Source organism: Acinetobacter sp. CAU_H_29a_1 (genome assembly GCF_058599505.1).
Genome location: NZ_CM178655.1, coordinates 3,532,037 through 3,557,068, shown reverse-complemented (window position 1 = coordinate 3,557,068; position 25,032 = coordinate 3,532,037). Strand labels below are relative to the sequence as shown.

Below are 25,032 nucleotides of genomic sequence, written 5' to 3'. Positions count from 1 at the left end.
CTGTGCGAAATTCTCCATCTATAATCTGTGATTTAGATTGTGATGGATAGCACGACTTTTCGTTATTCAGGTCTTTCTTGATTTTTTATATATTCCCGAATTACATCAATTGTAGCCCCGCCTGTTGTAAGTAGACAGTATGCTCTCGTCCAAAGTACAGGCTTCCAATAATACGGTTTTAGTTCTTCCTCAAATTCTTTGCGTATCAGTCGGCTTGACACTGTTTTTAGATTGTTAATGAATTTGCTTGGCATGATATTCGGGTGCATTTCTAGTAATAAATGAATATGGTCAGCTTCACCATTAAACTCAAGCAAGTCAATTTCCCAATCGGCACAGTTCTTTTTTACGATTTCTTCAAGCCGATTCAGCATTTCATTTGAAAGGCATTTCTTGCGATATTTTGTTACTAACACTAAATGATATGTGAGCTTATAAACACAGTGATAATGTGATTTCATTATATTTACACTAAGTAATTAATTTGTTAAATTATAACCATGAAACAACCTTTTTTAAAAGCGTATAAATATCGCATCTATCCAAATTCTCAACAGAAAGTGCAGTTTGAAAAGCACTTCGGATGCACTCGCTTTATTTTCAATTGGGCTTTAGCTCTTCAAACCAAAGTCCATTCAGAAACTCAAAAATTATTATCAAAAAAGGATATTCAAGACCAATTGGTTGCAATGAAGAAGCAACCTGAATTTGAATGGTTGAATGAAGTAAACAGTCAATCACTTCTTAGTGGATTACTTCACCTGCATACTGCTTATAACAATTTTTTTCAGCGATTGAAGAAAGGCAAGATTGAATTCAGGAAAATTAAAGGCTACAAGTCAAAACCTGATGAAAAACGCCCAATGAGTCATATTGTTGGCTATCCACGGTTCAAATCCAAGAAAGTACCTCAACGGTCTTATCAATGCCCTCAGCACGCAACGGTGAGCTTTGAGCATGGTTTACTACATCTACCTAAAATTAAAGGGATAAAAACTGTATTTAGTCGGACATTTGATGGGAAAATTAAAACTGTCACCATTAGCAAAACAGCAACAGGTAAGTATTATGCTTCTATCTTAGTTGAGTCTGAGTTAGAGCTTGTTGCACCAACAACAGTTCAACCCGATCAAACTATTGGAATTGATATGGGTTTGAATCACATGCTCATTCAATCTAATGGTGATAAAGTTGAAAATCCAAGACACTTACGGCAGGCTCAAAACCGCTTAGCTATACAGCAAAAGATATTTGCCCGAAAACAGAAAGAATCTAAGAATTATCAGCGTCAAAAGTTAAGTGTTGCATTCATCCATGAAAAAGTGCGTTTGCAACGCTTAGACCTACATCATAAACTAACGCATCACTTGATCTGTGAAAACCAAGCGACCACGTATGCAGTAGAAGATTTAGGAATTAAAAACATGGTAAGGAATCGAAAATTAGCGAAGTCTATTTCAGATGTAGCTTGGGGTCAATTTCTTACGATATTGCAATACAAGGCAAAATGGTTTGGCAAGAATATTCTACAAATTGGAAGATTTGTTCCCAGTTCAAAAACTTGTTCTTGCTGTGGCTATAAGATGGAAAAGTTACCGCTAAGTGTCAGATTGTTTGAATGTCCAAATTGCAATTTGGTTGAAGATCGTGATGTGAATGCGAGTATAAATATCCGTAATTTCGCTTTAGCTGATGCACTAGGGCTTCGTGCTGTGTAAAGAGTTCCTATGCCACAATACTTGTCAGCGCAAGTGTGGCATCGAAAGGTGTAATCAATTTGATTGCATAGGTCGCACAAATTCCCCCACCATAACTCTTAGTTTGGTGGTGGGAGTATGTCAAAGTATGGTCAGCCTATTTATGGCGACACAGCTGTACAGATTGCTCAAACGCTCTGGTATGCTGATGTGGTCTTGGCGCTCTTGGTGGCGTGGGTAGTTCCTTTTGCTATGTATCGACATCAGGAGCATGCTTTACAGCAGATGACCGCGGTGTGGTTATTGCCGATCGTGGCCTGTGAAGTTGCAGCCAGCAGTGGTGGTCTATTACTGGGGCATTTGGCAGCTGATACTCACGCCGTTGCGATTTTATTGGGCAGTTATGTGTTGTGGGGTGTTTCAGTATTACCCGCCTTTGCAATTTTAACGATTTTAATGTTGCGTTTAGTTTTACATAAATTGCCTGAAAAAGAGTTGGCGGTCAGCAGTTGGTTGGCTTTGGGGCCGATAGGCACTGCTGCTTTGGCATTATTGGTTTTGGGGCATCAGGCACCGATGCTGATGGCGAGTTTGGGCTTAGCACAACTGGGTCAGTTATTTCAGCAGGCGGGAATTTTGGCCAGTTTAATTCTGCTGGGTTTTGGGCTGTGGTGGTTGGGGATTGCGGTACTGATGACTTTGCACCATGCTAAACAGGATTTGCCGTTTAATTTGGGCTGGTGGGGACTGACTTTCCCATTGGGCGTATATACACTGGCAATCTTAACCTTAGCCCAGCAACTCAATTTGGCCTTCCTGTATGCCGTTGGCTATGCTTTTGCAGTCATACTGATGTTGTTATGGAGTTTGGTTGCAACCAAGACGGCACACGGTTTTTATCAAGGGGATTTGTTCTTTTCGCCGTGCTTAAAAACCTATTTAGAACAGCAGTATAAATGAGGTCTACAATCCTTTCAGTTTAAAGCGCCATCTGATCTTATGTAGGTTGTTTGAACAGAGACCAGAGGCGCTTTTCTTTCGGATCGATTTGTTTTCTAATGGCACGCATGAAGTCTGTTAATTGAGTATTTTATGTCGGATGTTGCATTGATCATGGCTTTGCCGAATGAGTCTAAAGGATTGTTTGAGCAAGCAGGGATTGAAGTTCACTACAGCGGTATTGGTAAAGTCAACGCGGCCTATAAAGCATTTGAAGTGATTCAAAAAACAGGCTGTAAAACTCTGATTAATTTAGGTACAGCAGGCAGTACGTATTTTGATAAGCACGAATTGGTCGAAGTCTCTCAATTCGTACAACGTGACATGGATGTGTCTCCACTCGGTTTCGCTGTCGGTTTTACCCCATTTGACACCATGCATCCTGCGGAAATTCACTTAGAACCGTTTTTCCAGCAGCTCCGTACCGGCATTTGTGGAACAGGGGATAGCTTTGAAACAGGTAAGCCCAAAGTACCGTGTCATTTGGTTGATATGGAAGGATATGCGCTGGCAAAGGTCTGTAAAAAACAGGGTGTCCGTCTGATTTCAGTCAAATATATTTCAGATGGTGCCAACGACACCGCGCATTTGGACTGGGAAGACAATTTGTTATTGGGAGCTCAGAAATTATTAGCATTATTTGAAAGTATCTGAGGCTTTGATTCTGTCTTTTTCAATTCGGCGACCATAGAGTGCTATGGTCGTATGCCAAAATTACTCAGCTTTGAATAATGCAGACGGTGTTCGCGGGATCACGCCATACAGCATCATATGCACGGTATGTTGAATGACTCGTTGTTGCATACTGCGGTTACGTAGGGTTTTACCTGTTACCATTTCCATTTGCGTGGCAAAGTCAGCATAGTTTTGTGTTAAGGCCCAAATGTTGAGGATTAACAGCTCAGGGTCTATTTCAGTTGAAATTTTACCTTGCTCTTGCCAATTGCTAATGACTTTGGCTTTACGTTTGACCAACTTCTTTAAAGGCCCTTTGAGGATTTCCAAAATATGCGGAGCCCCTTGGATCACTTCTAACGCAAACAAGCGAGATGCTTTCGGTTGAGTCCGAGAAACCTCAATCTTTTGCAATAAGTAGTTGGTGATCGCTTCTTCCGGCTCTAAGTCAGCTTCTAACATCTGTAGTGGGGCTAACCATTTTTGTAGAACCGTCGTTAAAACTTCAACGTACAAAGCTTCTTTATTTTCATAGTAATAGAAAATATTTGATTTGTGCATTTCAGCAATCTGTGCGATTTCATCTAAGCTTGCTCCATTAAATCCATAGAGCGAGAAGACATCTAGTGCAGCATTCAGCAGCTGGTGGCGTTTTTGAGTACTCTTTTTCTGTTCCATTCTGTAATTTAAAAAACAATAAAAAGGGGAAGGACAAATTGTACGGCAAATCATCAGATTTGTGCACAAAGTGGAAATTTAATTTTTTGAATAATGATCATTTATTCTGTAGATTGGCTCTTAAATTGCGATAAATTCTAAACGTTGTCCAATAAAATATAATTATATAAAAACTATTTTGTCTAAACTATATGAAATGATTCAATGGGAAATAGCATGTTTTGATAAAAATAACGTGAAATTTATTACATTATTTAAACTAAAGTATGCTTAAGTGATATGAAAGTCTTTAGCTTTTTTTACTGAAATTTAGCATAAAAAATCCTTAGCACCTCAAGCTAAGGATTTTTTAGTCTACTTATGTGGCTAAAACCGCATTTAACACCTGCTGTTCAAGGGTATTGAACGGCATATCTTTGACGCGAGGGCGGGGTAGGTCGACTTGAAACTCTTTGGCAATATGGCCACGGTCTAGCAAAATAATCCGATCGGCCAGTTGAACGGCCTCACTGACATCATGGGTGACTAAAATGGCGGTAAAGCCTTGTTCCGTCCATAATTTTTCAATCAAATTCTGCATATCTAAGCGGGTTAAGGCATCGAGTGCTCCCAAAGGTTCATCGAGCAATAAAATCCGTGGTTTATGCGATAAAGCTCTTGCCAAAGCGGTCCGTTGACGCTGTCCCCCAGAGAGCTGCGAAGGCCAAAGTCCCGCTTTTTCTTTGAGTCCGACTTTTTCTAGCAAACCCGAGGCAGTGGCATGTTGTTGTTTTGGCAACCCCAGTTGTACGTTTTGTTCAATGGAGCGCCATGGTAGCAGTCGTGGATCTTGGAACATGACCCGTATATCGTCTGCGGTAATCCCTTCGCGGAGGTGTCGTGCGGACTTAAACTTAATTTCGCCGTAGCTTTGTTGTTCTAAGTTGGCAATCAGGCGCAGCAGGGTACTTTTACCACAACCACTGCGTCCGACAATGGCAGCATCCTCACCCGGCTGAATATGCAGATCTAAGTCTTCAAGGACTTTAACTGAACCATAAAACTTATGCAGTTGTTCGATAATAATTTCGGCCCCAAGCACCGCTTGAGGGTTAATGTCTTGATTGTGATTTGGCGGCGACGGAATATTTGCATGGCGACCAAGGCTTAAATCAGTCATCTCAAACTCCTTATTTTTGGTATCCTGCATGCCAGCGCAGCAGGTATTTTTCTAATGTGACGGCCAGTACATCAGCCAATTTTCCAAGTAGGGCATACAGTAAAATCCCCACCAAAACGATGTCAGTCTGTAAAAATTCACGTGCATTCATGGTCATATAACCGATGCCGGCTTGGGCTGAAATGGTTTCGGCAACGATCAGCAGGACCCATACCAAACCCAGTGAAAAGCGGAGTCCGACTAAAATAGAGGGCATCGCACCCGGTAAAATAATTTCTTTGTACAATTGCCAACGGGTCAAACCATAGCTTTTCCCCATTTCAATGAGTTGTGGATCTACCGAACGTATACCGTGATAGGTGTTGATGTAAATGGGGAAAAAGACCCCGACCGCAACCAAAAAAAGCTTGGCGGTTTCATCAATCCCGAACCATAAGATCACCAACGGAATAAGTGCCAGTGCAGGAATATTTCGGATCATCTGTAGAGTGGTGTCGAGTAGAGTTGACGCCGTTTTCGATGAACCATTTAACAAACCCAGAAATAGACCTAAACCCCCACCCACCAATAGGCCGAGTAAGGCACGGCCTGCACTGACTTGCACATGCTTCCATAGTTCACCACTCAGTAGCAGGTGCCAAAAAGCGGTAACCACTGCCGTTGGTGCAGGTAAAATCCGACTTTCTAAAAGTCCTGTGCTGGAGGCAATTTGCCAAAGCACAATCAAGCCGATAGGAAAGAGCCAAGGCAGCAATAGTTGCCCTAACTGAGTTCCACGTGAAACCTTTTCCTGCTGGAGGGTTTGCACTGAAACGATCTTGGACATTAGGCAGGCTCCTGAATCACTTTTGCTTTTTTGTTTTCATCGGGTGTGTAGTTGTTTGCCACAATCTCACCAAAGGGGCCTGTTAAATTTGGTTGTGCTAACTTTGCTTGAGTTTCGAGTGGCAGGAGTGGAAACACCAACTCGGCAAAACGAATAGACTCTTCAAGATGTGGATAGCCTGAGAAAATAAAGGTGCTGATGCCCAAGTCGGCATATTCTTGAATACGGGCTGCAACCGTTTCAGGGTCACCGACCAATGCCGTACCTGCACCCCCACGAACCAGACCTACGCCAGCCCAAAGGTTTGGGGACACTTCCAGTTTGCTACGGTCACCATTATGCAGTTCAGCCATGCGACGTTGACCGACCGAGTCCATGCTCTTAAATTTAGCCTGTGCCGCAGCAATGGTGGCATCATCGACATATTGAATGAGCTCTTCCGCCGCTTGCCATGCTTGTTCATTGGTTTCACGCACAATTACATGCAGACGAATACCATAGTTGAGCGTACGGCCTTTGGCTTCGGCTTTGGCACGGACAGCGTCAATTTTGTCTTTAACAGCAGCAGGAGGTTCGCCCCATGTCAGATAAGTATCGACCTGATCAGTGGCTAATTCGATGGCATCATCCGAGGAGCCGCCAAACCAAAGTGGAGGGTAGGGTTGTTGCACAGGTGGATATAGCAGTTTGGCATCATCTACTTTTAGACGTTCGCCGTGAAAGGTAAAGCTTTCACCTGTATTGGAGCGGGTTAAAATCTCACGCCAAATTTTGACGTATTCATTGGCAGTTTTATAGCGAGTGGAGTGGTCTTCATAAACGCCATCCCCTTGCAGTTCTTTTTCATCGCCACCGGTCACCAAGTTCAATAAAACCCGACCATTGGAGAGACGGTCAAAGGTGGCTGCCATCCGTGCAGCCAGTGCCGGAGTGGTCACGCCTGGACGCAGTGCAACTAGGAATTTTAATTTTTTCGTGGCATCAATCAGGCTGGCTGCGGTCAACCATGGGTCTTCACATGAACGACCTGTTGGAATCAAAACACCTTCATAACCCAAATTATCCACGGCAACTGCAATCTGTTTCATATAGGCATGGTCCACTTGACGCGCACCTTTGCTGGTACCTAAGTAGCGACTGTCACCGTGAGTTGGGATAAACCAGAAAATTTTCATTTTAAAAAATCCTTAGATAGAGTCGTTTAAGGTTTGCTCGGTGCAACCCAAACGGTATTTTGAACTTGAATGTGTTTCGGAATGAGCTGGACTTGTTGGAACAAATCCGCAATTTGTTGTTGGGCTTGCACCACTTCAGGCGTCAGGGTTTGAATCGGTGAAGGTTTCAGACGTTTGTCGATGACGCGTTGGGCAATAGAGGGCTGTAAACCCGTACTTTGGGTATAGACCGAAAGTGCCTGTGGTTGGTTTTTTAGCACCCATTGATCGGCCTGATTCAGCCCATGAATGAACTGAGCGGTGGCTTCAGGGTAGGTCTGAATGAACTTGGGGTTGCCAATATAAAAAGAATAGGTTTGTGGAAATGCTGTGCCATCAATCAAGACTTTGGCCTGTGCATCTTGCTCTGCTGCACTGAGGTAGGGTTCCCAAATGGCCCATGCATCGATGGATTGTTTATCAAACGCGGCACGTGCATCTGCAGGGGGCAGCCAAATCGGTTGAATATCCTGCCAACTGAGCCCTGCTTTTTGTAAGACTTTCGCCAGTAACTCATGTGCGCTTGAACCGCGTTGAACCGCAATCCGCTTGCCTTTTAGGTCTTGAATTGAATCAATGGTACTATTTTTAGCAATCAACAGCGCTTGAGCATTGGCTGGAACTTGTTCATAGCCGACATAACTCAGCTCTTTGTCAGCAGCTTGAGCAAAGATCGGTGGGGTATTGCCCACAGAGCCAAAATCAACTGCACCGACGGCCAAGGCTTCTAGCATTTGTGGGCCAGCAGGGAACTCTTTCCATTCAATTTTGGCTTGAGGAAATTGCTGCTCAAATAATTTTTGTTCACGAGCGACTAACAGGTTCAAAGACGACTTTTGGTAGCCAATCGACAGGGTTTTAACTGGAACGGCTGTCTGCTTTTCTGACGTATTCGTTGCTGCCGTGTCTTGCTTTTGGCATGCCCCGAGTCCCAGACTCAAGGTGACAATGCCAATACTGGAAACTGTTTTAAGTGTTTTCATAATGATCTCGTTATTTTTGTTTAATAATGGCAGCGTCAATATTCAGCTGGTTCGGAATGAGTTTTTGTTGATAGAAAGCATCCGCAACGTACTGCTGTTTTTTTGCGACTTCGGCTGAAATGGGTTGAACGCCAAAGCCCATACGACCAATCGAGGTTTGTAAAATGTCTAAAGACAAGCCTGTCGGTTTTTCTAACAACTGGGCTGCTTGTTGTTGATTCTGTTCGACCCACTGTGTGGTGGTGTTGAGTTCATTCACGACCGTTTTTAAAACTTCTGGATGGGTTTCGGCAAACTTACGATCGGCCAAATAGAACTGATGATTACTGACTAAGTTTTCTCCTGTAGCAATCACACGTGCTGAGATTTGATGTTCAGCGGCAGCAAAGAAGGGATCCCAAATGACCCAAGCATCAACTGCACCACGTTCAAATGCGGCACGTGCATCCGATGGTGGAAGATACACCGCTTCAATATCAGAAAGTTTCAGGTTATTTGCTTCTAACACTTTGAGTAGCAGGTAATGCACATTTGAACCTTTGTTGAGTGCAATCCGTTTGCCTTTTAAATCTTGGATGCTTTGAATCTTTGAGTCTTTTTGTACGATCAGTGCTTCTGCTTTAGGTGCAGCAGGTTGGTTGGCAATGTAAACCAAGTTCGAATTTGCAGCTTGTGTGAAAATCGGAGGGGCTTCACCTGCTTCACCAAAGACCACACTGCCGACATTTAAGCCTTCGAGGAGCTGTGGACCTGCAGGAAACTCGACCCATTTCACTTGGACATTTTGTGCTTTAAGCGCCGTTTCTAAAGTGCCACGCTCTTTGACGATGGGCAAAATGCCATATTTTTGAAAGCCAATATTGAGTGTGACGGTCTCAGCTTCTTTTTTCCCACATCCAGATAACATCATGGCACCCACGACTGCTGCAGAAAGAACGCTTGTTTTGATCCAGAACTGTGCTCGAGAAGTGCTCATGTGTTTCATAACTCCAAATAAATAAGGTGAGTGAGTTGGTGAACACATACGCTAATGGGCATTTCTTTTCAGAAAAAATAAGAAATCGGGCTTTAGACATGAAAAAAAAAGATAAAAACAAAAGTGCAAAACTTATGTAAAAAACAGCAATATAAAAAACATAAAATATAAAATTTATTGAGATTAAATGATTGATATTTATTATTTAAAAGGTATTTTTATTTTTGGAATAAGCTTAGTATTTCACGCAATATAGAGTTGAGCGATTTTTGCGGTGTTTTCTCGATAAAGATATGAGAAATAAAGATATCCATAATCCTGCAAAAGCCACTTAAAGTGGCTTTTTAAAGACGAGTGAGTTGCGCTGATAGTTGTATAAGGCTTGGCGTGCATTGGGAAGTTCATCGACATTGGCCGTTTCAAAGCCATGTTCTAAGAACCAATGTGCAGTACGTGTGGTCAGTACAAACAACTGTTGAATGCCCATACTGCGGGCTTTACCTTCGAGATAATGCAAAATTTGGCTGCCACGATTAGATTTGCGATAGCTAGGATCGACTGCGACACAGGCAATTTCGGCACTGCGGATTTCACCCTCTGCCGCTGGTAGTGGGTAAAGCGCAGCACAGGCCAAGATCATGCCATCACGTTCAATCACCGCAAATTGCCCAATTTCGTTTTCGAGACGTTCACGTGAGCGATAAACCAAAATGCCTTCTTCTTCAAGTGGGCGTAATAGGTTAATCAGTCCGCCGACATCTTGAATGTTGGCCATACGGACTTCTTCATAATGGGCGTCGGTAATCATGGTGCCCGAACCATCACGCGTGAAGAGCTCCTCAACCAAGGCACCATCATAAGCATAGGAAATCAGATGGACGCGATGGACGCCATCCGTCGAGGCTTTTTTGGCACCGCGTAAATGCACGGCAATGTCTGGGTTCGAATCTTGGTATTTCTCAATTTGTGCATCGAGCTTGTGTGGCGAAATTTCGCGTTGCAACTGACCATGTTCATTGAGCAGACCATGTTGTTTGCCCAAGAAAATCAGTTTATCCGCTTTAAGATGAATCGCTGTACGGGTCGCCACTTCCTCTGCCAGTAGGTTGAACACTTCGCCTGTGGTGGAATAGCCAGTTGGTCCGAGCAGCACAATATTGTGATTATCCAAATGGCGTTGAATGGCATCGGTATCGATCGTACGAACTTCGCCGGTTAACTGAAAATCGACCCCATCGCGAATGCCATAGGGCTTGGCTGTAACAAAATTCCCTGAAACTACATCAATGCGTGCACCATACATCGGTGAGTTGGCCAACCCCATCGACAGTAAGGCTTCAATTTGCAAACGAATTGAGCCTACCGCATTCATCACGCAACTTAGGGATTCTCGCGTGGTCACGCGGCGATGTTGATGAAATGGCGTTTGTATCTGGCTTTGTTTTAAGTTGTGGTTGATTTGCGGACGCGCGCCATGCACCAAGATCAGGCGAATCCCGAGTGAATGCAGTAAGGCAATATCGTGAATAATATGTTGAAAGTTATCGTGCTGAACTGCTTCACCATCAAACATGATTACAAAGGTTTTATTACGGTGAGCATTGATATAAGGCGCAGAATGTCGAAACCAATGCACATACTGCAAAGTTGTACTGTGATGTGTTTCGATGGAATTTTCGTGCATGCCTGTCTCAAAATGAACTGCTTAGCATGATTTTAATCAAAAAATGCAGAAGAGGAAGTCTTAAATAGAAAAACACCTGAAGCAATGTTCAGGTGTTCGATCGGTTTTGCGACACCAGCCAGAATTAACCGATAATACGTAGGATACGGTTATTGCGTTCATTGACTAAAACATAGTCACCATTGACCTTATACCATTGTTGGTAGCGTCCAGTGTTGGGTAGGCGACGTGCTTCGCGGTCACTGACATGGTAATGCGATGAGTCATAGCCTCGTGGCAAGGTTTGACCTGAGCGCCAGTCACGGCTTGGGTTAACACGTTTGTTTTGGTAGCGATTGTCATTGTCCCAACGACGGTCATCGCGATGATCCCAGCGCGAGTCATGAGCATGCGCGCGGTCATAGTATTGTGGTGCTGCCATTGCAGATGTGGCCATGAGCGCGCCTAAAGAGAGTGTGATTGCAGTCAGAATTTTTTTCATTGCTTTCGTCCAGTATCAGTCTTGTTTCGATCATTTAAAATTAGCGAATAACTCTAGAGAAAGCGTGAGGGCTATTTAGGTGAATTGTGAAATGTATGAAGAGACTGAGGAGATTGTTGTTTTTCTGCAATGCTTGCAAACAAAAGCTTTGGCACATAAAAAACCTGAAACAACGCCTTCCATGCTGTGCCTGACTGTGGTCTCTTAAGAGGAGTATGCAGTCGTACTAAAGCGGGTGAAAGGGTGTTGATTCAGGTCTCAAGAATAATGTCGAGGAGTTGTACAAAATGAAGCGCAGATTAAAGCCCCATAATGCGCAGAATATTGTTGCTGTCTGCGTCGACTAAGATGTAGTCATTGTTGATTTTGTACCACTGCTGGTTTCTGTTTGGCTTTGGAAGATTATGGTCTTTATATTCGACTTTATAGCCGTTACCACGGTAATGCTGTGGCATGACATAACCTTGTTGCCATTTATGCTGTTGTAAACGTTTGACACCGCGCTCTTCGCGCATACGTCGACGATCTTGCTGATCGTCATTACCTGAATCGCGAAAGTCACGTCCGCGTGGCTCGTTGCCATAGCGTGGATGATCGTGGTCAAACTGAGGGGCAGCAGTACTGAGACTGCTTGCCATCAAAGCACTGAAAGAGATTGCCAATACTGTCAAAATCTTTTTCATGTTGAATCCTCATTAAGGTAATTTCATTCTTTCCTATAATGTACGAAAAAAATGCAGAGAAACTGTGAAGATGAATTGGGTATTTATTAACAAATGCAGAGATATTAAGAAGATTATGCCCAATTCTAAGCCTGAATTAAATCATCAATTGCGCCAAAGGCCAAAGCAAACAGTCGGTATCTTCTGATTTTTGACTCATTTTGAGGGCTCAGATCTCCCTTTGTCAAAGAACGCATATAGTCAAACTACTTTATTGTCCATACAAGATTGTAAAAAACTATAAATAATTCATAGGCTTATTTGTATTAGTTTTATAGTGATTTAACTATAGTGCATTATTTAATTCCACTGCTGCGTTAGATGTTGTAATGAACGGATTGAATGAACCACTGCTTCAGCTTGTTTGGCATCCTCCAAAGCACAAATCAGGCTTTCGGGTAGTTGTAAATTATGGATATGACGAATGGTGTCATGTTTACGTTGCAAATCAGCCATGCTGCATCCTTATTTTCAATTCTTGATCAATCAGAATGATAAATAGGAAATATTGATCTTAAAAACCGAATATTTTTATTAAAATAATTTAAAAATACGATTTAAAATATCCAACTAGCCAAGCTGAGTTTTCAACTTGGCTGATTCGGCTTAACTAACTGCGCGAAATTCTCCATCTATAATCTGTGATTTAGATTGTGATGGATAGCACGACATTTCGTTATTCAGGTCTTTCTCGATTTTTTATATATTCCCGAATTACATCAATTGTAGCCCCGCCTGTTGTAAGTATAGTCAAATCATTATAAAACCAATACAATGGTGCAATGAGTTATTCAGAACATTTTAGACGTAAAATTTTAGCTAAGCTTGAGGAAGGTTATTCTATTCGAGCGGTAGCTGCACAATTTGAAATTAATAAAAATACCATTGTTGAATGGAAGAAACGTATAGAGATTAAAAAAACTCGTGTACGTAAACCTTCTAAAATTAACGATGATGCTTTACGTGAAGATGTTGAAAAGTATCCTGATGCTTATCAATATGAACGTGCTGCACGTTTTAATTGTGGTGTTTCATCTATTGGTGCTGCATTAAAGCGCTTAAATATTACAGTTAAAAAAAGACGTTAAGCCATCCTAAAGCAGATACAAAGCTTAGGGATAAATTTATTCTGCAAGTGAATGAATTAGAAAAAAACCATCCGATTATTTATCTGGATGAAAGTGGTTTTAAGTCACATGATTATAGACCTCATGGCTACTCACGAAAAGGAGTACCCTGTTTATGGCAATATAATTGGCAATTAAAGAATCAGACCAATGCCATTGGAGCAATCCATGAGGGTAAGTTATTTTCAGTCGGTTTATTTGACTGCAAAATCAATTCAGATGTTTTTCATTTTTGGATTGAGCAATTCCTCATACCAGCATTACCAGAAAATAGTGTAGTGGTTATGGATAATGCAGCATTTCATAAAAGAGCAGATATTCAGGAGTTATTGGAACAACAAGGGCATAAAATTCTTTGGCTTCCTGCATACAGCCCTGATTTAAATCCTATAGAACACATGTGGGCATGGGTTAAACGTAAGCGTAAAGAATGGTTGATCGACTCAGTCGATGAGTTATTTCGAGTTTTTTTCGAATCTTGTATGAATAATAAAGTAGTTTGACTATAGACAGTATGCTCTCGTCCAAAGTACAGGCTTCCAATAATACGGTTTTAGTTCTTCCTCAAATTCTTTGCGTATCAGTCGGCTTGACACTGTTTTTAGATTGTTAATGAATTTGCTTGGCATGATATTCGGGTGCATTTCTAGTAATAAATGAATGTGGTCAGCTTCACCATTAAACTCAAGCAAGTCAATCTCCCAATCGGCACAGTTCTTTTTTACGATTTCTTCAAGCCGATTGAGCATTTCATTTGAAAGGCATTTCTTGCGATATTTTGTTACTAACACTAAATGATATGTGAGCTTATAAACACAGTGATAATGTGATTTCATTATATTTACACTAGACTTCCGTCATAAATCAAAAAACGTACAATTTATTTGATCTTAAATTAATCAGCAAAATTATTTAATTCAATGGATAATCCTTGGATGAAATTCAAAGATATTCAAAAATTATCAGACGTTAAGTTTCGTAGGCTTACCGGTGTTAGTTGGGCTACATTTAACCTCATGTTGGCCGAGCTAAATAAGCATTTACCTGGTCATATTGGTAAAGGACGACCGCATAAATTACCGTTGGAAGATCGTTTGCTCTTATGTATAGAATATTGGAGAGAATATCGAACATTTTTCCATCTTGGTATGAGTTACGGTGTATCTGAAATGAGTGCAATTCGTATCACACGTGTTATTGAAGATACCTTAATCCGTTCTGGAAAATTTAACTTGTCAAAACAACTTCCTAATCGAGATGAAGTGGATTGGGAAGTTATTGTGATTGATGCAACTGAAATATTAGTTCAACGTCCAAAAAAAACAGAAGAAATGGTATAGCGGTAAAAAAAAGCGACATACCTTTAAATTTCAGCTATCTATGCACTATACAACAGGTGAAATACTGAGTGTATGTGGAAGTCATGGAAGCATGCATGATTTTAAAATATTTAAAAAAAGTATGAGGAAATTAAAATTTAAGCCCTTTTTTATCGTTGATAAGGGGTATTTAGGGATAAAAAAATTGGGTTTTGGATGCCTCATGCCATCTAAAGCAAAAAAAACTGAAAAACTAGATTCTGAATTAAAAAAGTTAAATAGAGAGATTGGTCGTAGACGAATTCAAGTAGAGCATGTATTTGGAAGGATGAAATGTTTTAAGATTTTATCTTGTGTATATAGAAATCGTCGTAAACGATTAAACCTGCGGTTTAATTTACTTGCTGGCATATACAATTTAGATTGGGTGAAAGATAAACAATTAAATTGATTGAAAAATGATTTATGAAGGAAGTCTACTAAGTAATTAATTTGTTAAATTATAACCATGAAACAACCTTTTTTAAAAGCGTATAAATATCGCATCTATCCAAATTCTCAACAGAAAGTGCAGTTTGAAAAGCACTTCGGATGCACTCGCTTTATTTTCAATTGGGCTTTAGCTCTTCAAACCAAAGTCCATTCAGAAACTCAAAAATTATTATCAAAAAAGGATATTCAAGACCAATTGGTTGCAATGAAGAAGCAACCTGAATTTGAATGGTTGAATGAAGTAAACAGTCAATCACTTCTTAGTGGATTACTTCACCTGCATACTGCTTATAACAATTTTTTTCAGCGATTGAAGAAAGGCAAGATTGAATTCAGGAAAATTAAAGGCTACAAGCCAAAACTTGATGAAAAACGCCCATTGAGTCATATTGTTGGCTATCCACGCTTCAAATCCAAGAAAGTACCTCAACGGTCTTATCAATGCCCTCAGCACGCAACGGTGAGCTTTGAGCATGGTTTACTACATCTACCTAAAATTAAAGGGATAAAAACTGTATTTAGTCGGACATTTGATGGGAAAATTAAAACTGTCACCATTAGCAAAACAGCAACAGGTAAGTATTATGCTTCTATCTTAGTTGAGTCTGAGTTAGAGCTTGTTGCACCAACAACAGTTCAACCCGATCAAACTATTGGAATTGATATGGGTTTGAATCACATGCTCATTCAATCTAATGGTGATAAAGTTGAAAATCCAAGACACTTACGGCAGGCTCAAAACCGCTTAGCTATACAGCAAAAGATATTTGCCCGAAAACAGAAAGAATCTAAGAATTATCAGCGTCAAAAGTTAAGTGTTGCATTCATCCATGAAAAAGTGCGTTTGCAACGCTTAGACCTACATCATAAACTAACGCATCACTTGATCTGTGAAAACCAAGCGACCACGTATGCAGTAGAAGATTTAGGAATTAAAAACATGGTAAGGAATCGAAAATTAGCGAAGTCTATTTCAGATGTAGCTTGGGGTCAATTTCTTACGATATTGCAATACAAGGCAAAATGGTTTGGCAAGAATATTCTACAAATTGGAAGATTTGTTCCCAGTTCAAAAACTTGTTCTTGCTGTGGCTATAAGATGGAAAAGTTACCGCTAAGTGTCAGATTGTTTGAATGTCCAAATTGCAATTTGGTTGAAGATCGTGATGTGAATGCGAGTATAAATATCCGTAATTTCGCTTTAGCTGATGCACTAGGGCTTCGTGCTGTGTAAAGAGTTCCTATGCCACAATACTTGTCAGCGCAAGTGTGGCATCGAAAGGTGTAATCAATTTGATTGCATAGGTCGCAAAGATTCCCCCACCATAACTCTTAGTTTGGTGGTGGGAGTATGTCAATAGGCGTAGTTGAGGTCGGTATAATCAGTCAATGATTTCTGTACATGCGCTTGGATAAATTCACGTACATCGGCTGCAGTCATCGGTTCACCATTTTTGCTGATGGCATGCTCAATGTCGGGCTGACCGTCAATTTTGATGCGATAAACAAAGCTTTTCTTTGCTTTATATTGTTCATCATTCTTAGCAATGACCGTGAGGTAGTGATAGCTATGTTCAAAGTTCAAGTCGGTATGGGCAAAAACAAACTGGTCGAAAAGTTTCAGTGTGGCGCCATTTTCCAGGGCTTGAAGTTCCTCCACAATACTGGCTTCAAACTTCATTCCATATTTTTCTGAAATCGGCTGTTGGTCAATCAACAGGCTAACCATACCATCTTCAGTGGGTTGTACAGTGATGTTGCTCAAGTCCGTCATGGCATATACTTCAAAAATGGAGTTGGACATCAGTATCCGCAAAAATTGAAAAAAGACAACCTTTTCTGAACCTTGAAATCATGTTGCAGATGACTAAGCTTCAGTTTGACGCATAAAAAAAGGAAGCCGAAGCTTCCTCTTAAGTGACACATTTTAGTCTTGTGCATCAATACTTTGACCATTCATATGCAAACTGTCATCGCCCATCAAGTACAGATAGGCAGGCATGATATTTTCAGGCGTTGGCAATGTTTTTGGATCTTCATCGGGATAGGCTTTTGCACGCATTGCAGTGCGGGTCGCCCCTGGATTGATACAGTTAAAGCGGATATTCGGTGAGGTATTTTCTTTGGCAAACAGTTGGCTGACCGCTTCAATCGCGATCTTAGACACGGAATATGCGCCCCAACGTTCACGCGTTTCACGTCCGACACCTGAGCTGGCAAAAACTACGGAGGCATGCTCAGATTTTTTCAGAAGTGGCATTAGCTCTTGAGTCATAACGAATGGCGCACGCAAGTTGACGGCCATGACATCATCCCAGACATCGACAGGATAATTTTCCAGTTCGGTACGCTCACCTAAAATGCCCGCATTATGCAAAATGCCATCTAGGCGCCCAAATTGGCGTTCTAAGGTGTCGACCAATAATTCATAATCACGAGGAGAGGCGCTCGACAGCTGCAAGGGTAAAATTGCAGGTTGCGGCGCACCTAAGCCTTCAATTTCATCATAAATGACTTCGAGCTTATTTAAGGTACGTCCATGCAGCACCACAGTTGCGCCGTGTAGGGCATAACTTAATGCAGCAGCACGACCAATACCATCGCCCGCACCTGTAATTAAGATGATGCGATCTTTGAGCAGATCGGGGCGAGGTTGATATTCTGAATATTTCATCATTACCTCCTCGTTATTTTGATTTTTTAATTGTGATAAAGTCAGTGAAGTGGACGGTGTAGTTTGACTCACAAGAGACTGAATAACATCGTCCAATTCAGCCACAGTCTTCACTATACAATCTGCTTGCCACGCTGTTAAGTCATCTTTGTGCGCGAATGGTAAATAACCATAAGCCGCCAAAATGGTATACATCTGCGCGTTACGACCCGCATCGATGTCACGTGGATGATCGCCGACATAGATACAATCTTGGGGTGCAATCGCGATGTGCTTGGCAGCCAAATACATCGGCTCAGGATCAGGTTTGGTCTGTGAGACATCCTCTGGGCAGACTAAAACCGCACAGCGCTCTGTCAAATTCAGCGCATCTAATAATGCTTCACTGAGCCAGCGCGGTTTATTGGTGACGATGCCCCAAGGAATCTCTTGGCTTTCAAGTTTTTCAAGTAGCGGATACATGCCCGAAAACAGGTCAGTATCTACTGCGATATCGGCACCGTAGGTATCTAAAAAACGCTGACGATGTGCAAGAAAAATCGGGTCTTCGACGGCAAGTTCTGGATAAACCAATTTCACCATCGCCCGTGCACCTTCAGAGACTTGGCTACGGATTAGGTCTGCATCGACCACAGCGACGCCTTTTTCACGGCACATGTCTTGAATAATACGAATAAAATCGGCTGCAGTGTCGATCAGTGTGCCGTCAAGGTCAAATAAGACGGCTTTCATGCAGCACCTTCTTTGACGGTATAGACCATATAATTGACATCGACATTCGGCGCTAACCAATAGCGTTTGGTCAATGGATTGTAATGTAAACCCGTCATGTCTTTCAGTTTGAGTCCTGCGCCGCGAATATCATGTGCCAGTTCAGAGGGCTTAATGAATTTTTGATAATCGTGGGTGCCTTTGGCTAGCATGCGCAGTACATATTCAGCACCAATAATGGCAAACAGGTAGGCTTTGGGATTACGGTTAATGGTAGAGAAGAATACATGACCGCCTGGTTTCACCAGTTTATGGCAGGCTTCAATGATTGAGGCTGGATTGGGTACGTGTTCCAACATTTCCATACAGGTCACGACATCGTATTGTCCTGCTTGTTCTTCTGCGAGCTGCTCAACTGGAATTTGGCGATATTCGATATGCTCAACACCTTCTTGTTCTGCATGTAAACGTGCCACATTCAGGGGGGCTTCGCCCATATCAATGCCGAGCACATTTGCACCACGACGTGCCATACTTTCAGCTAAAATTCCGCCACCACAGCCGACATCCAGGACTTTTTTTCCACTGAGTCCACCTGCATGTTCATCAATCCAGTTTAAGCGCAGAGGGTTGATCATATGTAAAGGTCGGAACTCCGAGTGCTGATCCCACCATATGGCAGCAAATGCTTCAAATTTGGCAATTTCTTGTGGATCAACATTCAGTTGCGACATCGTCGGCACCTCAATTTAAGTCATGATATTTAAAATGTTCAATAGGGCTTAGTGTAGCGTTTATTCTAGAAAAAGCGATAAAAGCCTGAAAAAAGTTCACAGAATGAAAACGAATTTGGCATATTTGATTTATAGTATTTGCATAAACTTATCATAATGATTTTGAGGACAATAAGTTCAATGAAAAAACTCCTTTTGAGTGGCTTAGCAACCGCTGTTTTCGCAATTTCGGGCAGTGCAATGGCTGCAAATTTTGTGGCAGGTCAGGACTATATCGTCGTACCAACACCTGTACAGGTGGAAGTGCCAGGAAAAATTGAAGTCCGCGAATTCTTTTGGTATGGCTGTGGTCACTGTTTTAAACTTGAACCGCATATGCAGACTTGGTTGAAAAAACTACCGAAAGATGTGCGTTTCGTGCGTACGCCAGCAGCCATGAATCCAGTGTGGGAGCAAGCGGCGCGAGCTTATTATGTGTCTGAGGCCTTGGGTGTACGTAAAAAGACCCACTTGACTTTATTCCATGCCATTCATGATCAAAATCAACCAATTCTAGAGCAACCTGCTTTAGCTAAGTTCTATACTCAGTTTGGTATTCCAGAAGCGAAATTTAACAGCACTTATAAATCATTTGCGATCACTTCAAAAATTGCACAAGCACAAGACTTAGCCAAGCGCTATCAACTCAGTGGTGTTCCTGCTGTGACGGTGAATGGTAAATATATTGTGCAAGGTGAAGATGCTAAAGTGACTCAAGTCGTGGATTACTTGATTGAAAAAGAACGTGCTGCAAAATAAGCTGAATCTGTTTTAAGTCCTTATTAAGTTAAAAAGCCTGCTGATGCAGGCTTTTTTATGGATTAACGATGTTTATTGCGCACTTGATGCAGGTTGTAATAAATCCTCATAACGCAGCTCAATTTTTCTTAAGGTTTTTAAGCGCCAAAGTTGATGACGAGCTTCGGCTTCATGTCCATTAAAGGCCAAGAGTTTGGCAAATTTGGTCAAATCATAGGGAATCGGGTAGTTCAGCACCATTTCCTCATAGTCACGAATTTGCTCAGGGCTGACTTTGCTGTATGGATTTAACTGAATCCATTCAATGCGGCGGTTAAACTCCGACAGCAGTAAAATGTGATCTTGATTGGTGAACTTTTCAGGGGTGTGTTCATAACGAGAAGCTTGATTCAGCTTTGGTACCATCAACTCATAGTCACGAATAATCAGTGCGACCAAGACCACACAGACAGTAAATGTGATCGGCATGGCAAAGCTCGGTAAAGTCCACGTTTTCACTTTTTGCTGAGATTGAATAATGCCTAGAATCAATCCGAGTGGCAGCAAGAAATAAGCATAGAACAACGGAAATTCAAGCATACCGTGAATCAGTAAAGCGCCGACCATCAGAAGTCCAATCACAGATTCCAGCGATGTCGCATGCTTTTGCAGTTGATAGCCCCAATAGCTGAGATAGGCAAAAAATGGAATCGCAATCACTAATCCATTCCATAACATAAAGTCGAGAATGAAGTTGTGCGCACTTTTCACCCAAACGGGGCCTTGGAACTGATCACTGATTAGGGTGTAAGCCACACTGGTTTGATGCCAACCATAACCAAACCAAGGTCGCTCAGCAATGGCATGGAGCATCTGTTGCCAAATGGCAAGACGTGACATATCGCTCGTTGCTCGCGCAACTGCATCACGGGTTTGGGTCACTTCGACATTAGACAGCTGAGCCAACAGGTGATTGAGTTGTGGAATAAACGCAATAAATGCAATGAACAACGCAAACCATGCGAGGGCACTATACCACTTCAGTTGAACCACACCTTTGTACTGCTGATAGAGCAAATACAGCAGTACACAAATGCTTGCGACCCATGATGTACGGGACTGACTCAGGGCTACCGCAAATAGCATCAATGCAGCACTGACGCACAGCAGAATCGAGTTGAATTTTTTCTTTTCAAATAGGTACAGTGTGCCGAGTAAGGACAGAATCAGAAAGCTCGCCATATTGTTCGGCTGAGCAAAGTTGGCATAAGGACGATCGCCTTTTAAAGCGGTCATACCGGGAATGTACTGTTCAATATTGAGCCATTGGCAAGTGGCGATGAGCGCTGTTACCAGACCGACCGACCAAAATACACTACACAGACCACTAAATAATTGCTCACGTTCCAAGGGTTTTTGGCTCAGGTTAAAACCTAAAACCATACTCAGCCAGAATGCAAAGATATATAAGCTACACATCAGTGCTTTGCTGAAAAAGAACAGCTCGCCAAAACCGTACTGAATGAAGGGCACGAGGCTCAACAGCAATAGCGGCAGACTCACTTTCGGGAGCAAGAGTTTTTCTTTTAAAAATAAGGCAGAGAGTGCAAATAAAGATAAAAATGCAAACAATTCACCTGTATAGGTGACCCAAGGTCGATAATGAATGGGCAATAGCCATGCCAAGGCAATACAGACACTCGCCGCTAAAAAAAGAAAAAAACGCATAGGAGCTACAGATGAAAAAACTGGCTCTATGATAGTGAAAAAGCATCCAAGTTTGAGCAAAGCGCATTAAAAATTTTGTAATACGGCAAAAATTACGTCTGCAAGCGTCTTAATGTAAGGTCGGATTGGCGTGTTTAGTCTGAGCAGATGGTCGTTGCCAATTGGATATTCCGCGGAACATGAGTTGAATCTGCACGATGGTTTTCAGTTTAAATGAAGCCTGCTGCTGTTGTAGTTCTTCGGGAGCCACATCTCGACTCAAACCAATCCAGCGCATGGCCCAGTTAAAGGAGGCATCTATTAAGATATTGGCCAATACTTTGAGGTCTTCGCTGTCATGAATATGTTGCATGCTTTCAATACGGGTTAATTCATGGGCGAAGTCATCGATTAAAAAGGCAATTTCTCGCTCAACGGCTGCACGGATCAAGGCAGAACCACCCCAACGTTCTCCAATCAAGAAAATCCACTGTTCAGGATGTTGCTCTACAGCATGAAAAAATAGATCTAAACTGTGCTCAATCGTGGCATGTGGACCATAAACATAGCTTTGTCCCAATTGGGTTAACATGCTTTTGATGTGGAGCGCCGCTTGATCGACCAGTTCAAGTCCTAACTCATCCAAATCATTAAAGTGGCGATAAAACGCGGTCGGTACTAAACCCACTTGGCGAGTGACTTCACGCAGACTAATGCGAGCAAAGGAACGTCCAGAGGTGCTGAGTTGTAATGCAGCATTCAGCAAAGCTTGGCGGCTTTGTTGTTTACGTTCTTCTCGAATCGACATAGATGATTGCCTCAGCCTCTTTTAAGCTTCAGTTTAACAAATAATATGGAGGGGTAGGGAAACAGGCGATCAATTACAAATGCAATGCAGTCAGACAAATGCTTTGGGTCTGCTTCTGCTATACTATGCGCCAACCTATTTAGTCAGATGAAGGGCGTATTATGCGTATCGACCAACGAACATTAGATCAATTACGTGATGTCACCATTACTCGTAACTACACACGTTATGCGGAAGGTTCGGTATTGGTTGAGTTTGGTCATACCAAAGTTCTTTGTACTGCAAGTATTGATAACTCAGTACCACGCTTTTTAAAAGGCAAGGGTCAGGGCTGGGTAACCGCTGAATATGGCATGTTGCCACGTTCGACGCATACCCGCGGTGACCGTGAGGCTGCGCGTGGTAAGCAAAGTGGTCGTACTCAAGAAATTCAACGTTTGATTGGCCGTAGTCTGCGTGCCATGGTGGATTTAAAAAAACTCGGTGAAAATACCATCACTATCGACTGTGATGTGATTCAGGCAGATGGCGGTACACGTACTGCTGCGATCACCGGTGCTGCGGTGGCCCTCATTGATGCGATGAACACATTGCTTGAGAAAAAGAAAATTAAGCAAGATCCATTAAAAGGCTTAGTGGCTGCAATTTCAGTCGGTATTTTCCAAGACGAAGTGCTTTTAGACTTGTGCTATGAAGAAGACTCAAACTGCCAAACGGATTTAAATGTGGTCATGACCCAAGCTGGCGAATTTATTGAAATTCAAGGCACGGCAGAAGATAAACCATTTACCCGTGTACAGTGCAATGCCATGTTAGAAATGGCAGAAAAGGGCATTCAAGAGTTGGTGAAAAAACAACAGCAAGCACTGGGCTGGTAAATTTTAACGCAATAAAAAACGCACTTGAGAGTGCGTTTTTTATTGCGTGTCGTTTGAATGCAAACTATTGGAATTAAGCATTAAAACGCATAGAAAGGTCGACTGCTTTGACATCTTTGGTCAATACACCCATCGAAATATAATCCACACCTGTGCTTGCGACTTCGCGCAAGTTGGCAATGGTGATATTCCCTGACGCTTCCAATTTACAACGCCCTGCAACATGCTTGACCGCATCAATCATTTGTTGCTGGCTAAAGTTGTCTAACATCACGATATCAGCTTGGGCTTCCAATGCTTGGTCTAATTCAGCCCAAGTTTCAACTTCGACTTCGACAGGTTTGCCTGGGGCAATTTGATGCGCTTTGGCAATGGCTTGAGCAATGCCACCCGCTGCCATGATGTGATTTTCTTTAATTAAAAAAGCATCGAATAAACCTAAACGATGGTTTTGACCGCCGCCGATCACGACAGCATATTTTTGGGCAATACGTAGACCCGGCAGGGTTTTACGGGTATCCAGCAACTTGGTGTTTAAGCCATCGAGTTGTTTGACATATTCCGACGTTTTGGTTGCTACAGCAGATAGTGTTTGTACAAAGTTGAGTGCAGGGCGTTCAACCGTAAGTAAGCTGCGTGCTGAACCTGCCAGTTTAAAAATGGTTTCATTGGCACAAACCAAATCGCCATCGTTTTTTAGCCACGTGATTTCAACACTGGGATCAAAAGCGGCAATTAATGCATTGACCCAAGGTTGACCTGCAAGAATCATGTCTTCACGGCTAATAATGGTCGCAGTCGCTTGTTCATCTTCAGGTGTTAAAAGGGCTGTAATGTCACCATCACCGATGTCTTCTTGTAATGCCTGTTGAATATTGAGTTGAATAGATTGTTCAAGCAGTTGCTGCGATATGCTCATCCGATTGTCCGTATCTTTATAGAAGCCATGAAAATTGCGCAATATATTAGCATTTTTCCTGAAAAAGGCGTGAAAATTTCAGAATCAAACGCTGAGCAATTTGAGAAATGACGGGGAAAGATTTAGCATGAGAGACATTAAAAAGATTGCCCAAAGGGCGCAATGGGTTTGAGGAATATAAAATATGCAGGTCATTCCGTCGTTTCAAGTGCAAGCAGGGCAACTGCTGGGAGCGAGACAAATTCCATCGCCTAATTTTAATGCACGTCCTGCTGATACTGAGATTCAACTGATTGTCATTCATAATATCAGTTTGCCTCCCTCACAGTTTGGCGGCGGCTATATTGAACAATTTTTTCAAAATCAATTAGATTGGTCAGTACATCCATATTTTCAAACCATTCAAGGCATGCAAGTCTCAGCGCATTTACTGATTTTAAGAAGTGGCGAAGTCTTACAATTTGTCAATTTTAACGATCGTGCATGGCATGCAGGACGCTCAAGCTATTTGGCCAAGAAAGAGTGTAATGATTATTCGATTGGCATTGAGCTTGAGGGCAGTGATGACTTGCCTTTTGAAGATGCCCAATATGAAACATTGGTACACGTGACGGCCTGTTTACAACAGGGCTATCCTCAAATTCAGCAGCATTTGGCAGGACATTCCGATATTGCACCAGGACGTAAGACCGATCCAGGCCCATTTTTTGATTGGTTAGGCTATCGAAATCGTTTGCAGCAGTTAAAAAGTCAATGAATTGAGAGTCAACAACAACATTAAACAATCAAATA

The 25,032-nt window shown here is 42.0% G+C and carries 27 protein-coding genes and 3 pseudogenes; 11 read left to right on the top strand and 19 right to left on the bottom strand.

Translation table 11 applies throughout. From position 1 onward, the window contains the following. Window positions 1-62: 62 nt before the first annotated feature. Window positions 63-461: an IS200/IS605 family transposase gene (tnpA, locus tag AC4MDD_RS17845; protein WP_004684186.1), complete on the bottom strand. Its 399-nt coding sequence runs from the start codon at window positions 459-461 to the stop codon at window positions 63-65. 39 nt (window positions 462-500) lie between these two features. Here tnpA (AC4MDD_RS17845) and AC4MDD_RS17840 point away from each other — a divergent pair, with 39 nt between their 5' ends. The 3 genes and pseudogenes from AC4MDD_RS17840 (at window position 501) to AC4MDD_RS17830 (ending at window position 3,350) form a co-directional block, all read left to right on the top strand. Next, complete coding sequence (locus tag AC4MDD_RS17840; RefSeq protein WP_491882139.1) at window positions 501-1,718, top strand: RNA-guided endonuclease TnpB family protein; 1,218 nt, start codon at window positions 501-503, stop codon at window positions 1,716-1,718. Between the two features lie 126 nt (window positions 1,719-1,844). Further along, window positions 1,845-2,657, top strand: a pseudogene (locus tag AC4MDD_RS17835) (SLAC1 family transporter); the annotation flags it as partial. 132 nt (window positions 2,658-2,789) lie between these two features. Next, complete coding sequence (locus AC4MDD_RS17830) at window positions 2,790-3,350, top strand: phosphorylase family protein (RefSeq protein ID WP_062031505.1); 561 nt, start codon at window positions 2,790-2,792, stop codon at window positions 3,348-3,350. Window positions 3,351-3,410: 60 nt separating this feature from the next. On the opposite strand, the gene AC4MDD_RS17825 is transcribed toward AC4MDD_RS17830, so the two are convergent. The 10 genes from AC4MDD_RS17825 to AC4MDD_RS17780 form a co-directional block, all read right to left on the bottom strand. Continuing rightward, window positions 3,411-4,049, bottom strand: coding sequence for a TetR/AcrR family transcriptional regulator (locus AC4MDD_RS17825; protein ID WP_058868590.1), 639 nt, complete (start codon window positions 4,047-4,049; stop codon window positions 3,411-3,413). A gap of 358 nt (window positions 4,050-4,407) precedes the next feature. Then, entirely contained in the window at window positions 4,408-5,208 is an 801-nt protein-coding gene (locus tag AC4MDD_RS17820; protein WP_491882138.1) for an ABC transporter ATP-binding protein, read from the bottom strand. Between the two features lie 10 nt (window positions 5,209-5,218). Next, window positions 5,219-6,034: an aliphatic sulfonate ABC transporter permease SsuC gene (ssuC, locus tag AC4MDD_RS17815; RefSeq protein ID WP_063454421.1), complete on the bottom strand. Its 816-nt coding sequence runs from the start codon at window positions 6,032-6,034 to the stop codon at window positions 5,219-5,221. Continuing rightward, the gene (ssuD, locus tag AC4MDD_RS17810) at window positions 6,034-7,209 is read right to left on the bottom strand and encodes an FMNH2-dependent alkanesulfonate monooxygenase (protein ID WP_491882137.1); all 1,176 of its coding nucleotides are present in this window, start codon (window positions 7,207-7,209) and stop codon (window positions 6,034-6,036) included. Before ssuD ends, ssuC begins: the two co-directional genes overlap by 1 nt. 26 nt (window positions 7,210-7,235) lie before the next feature. Next, the gene (locus AC4MDD_RS17805; RefSeq protein ID WP_491882136.1) at window positions 7,236-8,231 is read right to left on the bottom strand and encodes an aliphatic sulfonate ABC transporter substrate-binding protein; all 996 of its coding nucleotides are present in this window, start codon (window positions 8,229-8,231) and stop codon (window positions 7,236-7,238) included. A gap of 10 nt (window positions 8,232-8,241) precedes the next feature. Beyond that, window positions 8,242-9,207 (bottom strand): sulfonate ABC transporter substrate-binding protein, encoded by a 966-nt coding sequence (locus tag AC4MDD_RS17800; RefSeq protein ID WP_491882135.1) that lies wholly within the window; start codon window positions 9,205-9,207, stop codon window positions 8,242-8,244. Window positions 9,208-9,538: 331 nt separating this feature from the next. Next, window positions 9,539-10,891 (bottom strand): amino-acid N-acetyltransferase, encoded by a 1,353-nt coding sequence (argA, locus tag AC4MDD_RS17795; RefSeq protein ID WP_491882134.1) that lies wholly within the window; start codon window positions 10,889-10,891, stop codon window positions 9,539-9,541. A gap of 124 nt (window positions 10,892-11,015) precedes the next feature. After that, the gene (locus AC4MDD_RS17790; RefSeq protein WP_491882133.1) at window positions 11,016-11,372 is read right to left on the bottom strand and encodes an RcnB family protein; all 357 of its coding nucleotides are present in this window, start codon (window positions 11,370-11,372) and stop codon (window positions 11,016-11,018) included. 299 nt (window positions 11,373-11,671) lie between these two features. Beyond that, entirely contained in the window at window positions 11,672-12,055 is a 384-nt protein-coding gene (locus AC4MDD_RS17785; protein WP_004684183.1) for an RcnB family protein, read from the bottom strand. Between the two features lie 339 nt (window positions 12,056-12,394). After that, window positions 12,395-12,550: a hypothetical protein gene (locus AC4MDD_RS17780; protein ID WP_004684184.1), complete on the bottom strand. Its 156-nt coding sequence runs from the start codon at window positions 12,548-12,550 to the stop codon at window positions 12,395-12,397. Window positions 12,551-12,876: 326 nt separating this feature from the next. Between AC4MDD_RS17780 and AC4MDD_RS17775 the strand changes: the two genes are divergently transcribed. After that, window positions 12,877-13,182, top strand: coding sequence for an IS630 transposase-related protein (locus AC4MDD_RS17775; protein ID WP_000122230.1), 306 nt, complete (start codon window positions 12,877-12,879; stop codon window positions 13,180-13,182). 47 nt (window positions 13,183-13,229) lie between these two features. Then, the gene (locus AC4MDD_RS17770; RefSeq protein ID WP_005402037.1) at window positions 13,230-13,724 is read left to right on the top strand and encodes an IS630 family transposase; all 495 of its coding nucleotides are present in this window, start codon (window positions 13,230-13,232) and stop codon (window positions 13,722-13,724) included. Here AC4MDD_RS17770 and tnpA (AC4MDD_RS17765) read toward each other — a convergent pair whose 3' ends face one another. Beyond that, window positions 13,725-14,057, bottom strand: coding sequence for an IS200/IS605 family transposase (gene tnpA, locus AC4MDD_RS17765; protein WP_491882132.1), 333 nt, complete (start codon window positions 14,055-14,057; stop codon window positions 13,725-13,727). Window positions 14,058-14,237: 180 nt separating this feature from the next. Here tnpA (AC4MDD_RS17765) and AC4MDD_RS17760 point away from each other — a divergent pair, with 180 nt between their 5' ends. The 3 genes and pseudogenes from AC4MDD_RS17760 to AC4MDD_RS17750 all read left to right on the top strand — a co-directional run bounded on the left by AC4MDD_RS17760 (window position 14,238) and on the right by AC4MDD_RS17750 (window position 16,266). Beyond that, a complete protein-coding gene (locus tag AC4MDD_RS17760; protein ID WP_491882131.1) occupies window positions 14,238-14,561 on the top strand; it encodes a helix-turn-helix domain-containing protein in 324 nt (107 codons plus the stop codon). Window positions 14,562-14,598: 37 nt separating this feature from the next. Then, window positions 14,599-14,991: pseudogene (locus AC4MDD_RS17755) on the top strand (transposase family protein); the annotation flags it as partial. 57 nt (window positions 14,992-15,048) lie between these two features. Beyond that, window positions 15,049-16,266 carry an RNA-guided endonuclease TnpB family protein gene (locus tag AC4MDD_RS17750; protein ID WP_436905660.1) on the top strand — a complete coding sequence of 406 codons (1,218 nt, stop codon included), beginning with the start codon at window positions 15,049-15,051 and terminating at the stop codon, window positions 16,264-16,266. Window positions 16,267-16,386: 120 nt separating this feature from the next. Here AC4MDD_RS17750 and AC4MDD_RS17745 read toward each other — a convergent pair whose 3' ends face one another. The 4 genes and pseudogenes from AC4MDD_RS17745 to ubiG form a co-directional block, all read right to left on the bottom strand. Then, window positions 16,387-16,806, bottom strand: a complete 420-nt coding sequence (locus AC4MDD_RS17745) for a hypothetical protein (protein WP_428870298.1) — start codon at window positions 16,804-16,806, stop codon at window positions 16,387-16,389. A gap of 153 nt (window positions 16,807-16,959) precedes the next feature. Further along, complete coding sequence (locus AC4MDD_RS17740; RefSeq protein ID WP_005401600.1) at window positions 16,960-17,706, bottom strand: YciK family oxidoreductase; 747 nt, start codon at window positions 17,704-17,706, stop codon at window positions 16,960-16,962. A 78-nt stretch (window positions 17,707-17,784) separates the two neighbouring features. Further along, window positions 17,785-18,438: pseudogene (locus tag AC4MDD_RS17735) on the bottom strand (HAD family hydrolase); the annotation flags it as partial. Next, window positions 18,435-19,151, bottom strand: coding sequence for a bifunctional 2-polyprenyl-6-hydroxyphenol methylase/3-demethylubiquinol 3-O-methyltransferase UbiG (ubiG, locus tag AC4MDD_RS17730; protein WP_094148627.1), 717 nt, complete (start codon window positions 19,149-19,151; stop codon window positions 18,435-18,437). The pseudogene AC4MDD_RS17735 and the gene ubiG, both read right to left, overlap by 4 nt. A 180-nt stretch (window positions 19,152-19,331) precedes the next feature. Here ubiG and AC4MDD_RS17725 point away from each other — a divergent pair, with 180 nt between their 5' ends. Continuing rightward, the gene (locus AC4MDD_RS17725; protein ID WP_114836721.1) at window positions 19,332-19,949 is read left to right on the top strand and encodes a thiol:disulfide interchange protein DsbA/DsbL; all 618 of its coding nucleotides are present in this window, start codon (window positions 19,332-19,334) and stop codon (window positions 19,947-19,949) included. A gap of 72 nt (window positions 19,950-20,021) precedes the next feature. Here the strand turns inward: AC4MDD_RS17725 and AC4MDD_RS17720 are convergent, their stop codons facing one another. Then, the gene (locus AC4MDD_RS17720) at window positions 20,022-21,656 is read right to left on the bottom strand and encodes a PglL family O-oligosaccharyltransferase (RefSeq protein WP_491882130.1); all 1,635 of its coding nucleotides are present in this window, start codon (window positions 21,654-21,656) and stop codon (window positions 20,022-20,024) included. Between the two features lie 109 nt (window positions 21,657-21,765). Beyond that, window positions 21,766-22,443, bottom strand: coding sequence for a TetR family transcriptional regulator (locus AC4MDD_RS17715; protein ID WP_491882129.1), 678 nt, complete (start codon window positions 22,441-22,443; stop codon window positions 21,766-21,768). A gap of 161 nt (window positions 22,444-22,604) precedes the next feature. Here AC4MDD_RS17715 and rph point away from each other — a divergent pair, with 161 nt between their 5' ends. Continuing rightward, window positions 22,605-23,321 carry a ribonuclease PH gene (gene rph, locus AC4MDD_RS17710; protein ID WP_491882128.1) on the top strand — a complete coding sequence of 239 codons (717 nt, stop codon included), beginning with the start codon at window positions 22,605-22,607 and terminating at the stop codon, window positions 23,319-23,321. A 73-nt stretch (window positions 23,322-23,394) separates the two neighbouring features. Here rph and nadC read toward each other — a convergent pair whose 3' ends face one another. Continuing rightward, a complete protein-coding gene (gene nadC, locus AC4MDD_RS17705; protein WP_491882127.1) occupies window positions 23,395-24,240 on the bottom strand; it encodes a carboxylating nicotinate-nucleotide diphosphorylase in 846 nt (281 codons plus the stop codon). 184 nt (window positions 24,241-24,424) lie between these two features. Between nadC and ampD the strand changes: the two genes are divergently transcribed. Beyond that, a complete protein-coding gene (gene ampD / locus AC4MDD_RS17700; protein ID WP_491882126.1) occupies window positions 24,425-24,997 on the top strand; it encodes a 1,6-anhydro-N-acetylmuramyl-L-alanine amidase AmpD in 573 nt (190 codons plus the stop codon). Window positions 24,998-25,032: the final 35 nt, after the last annotated feature.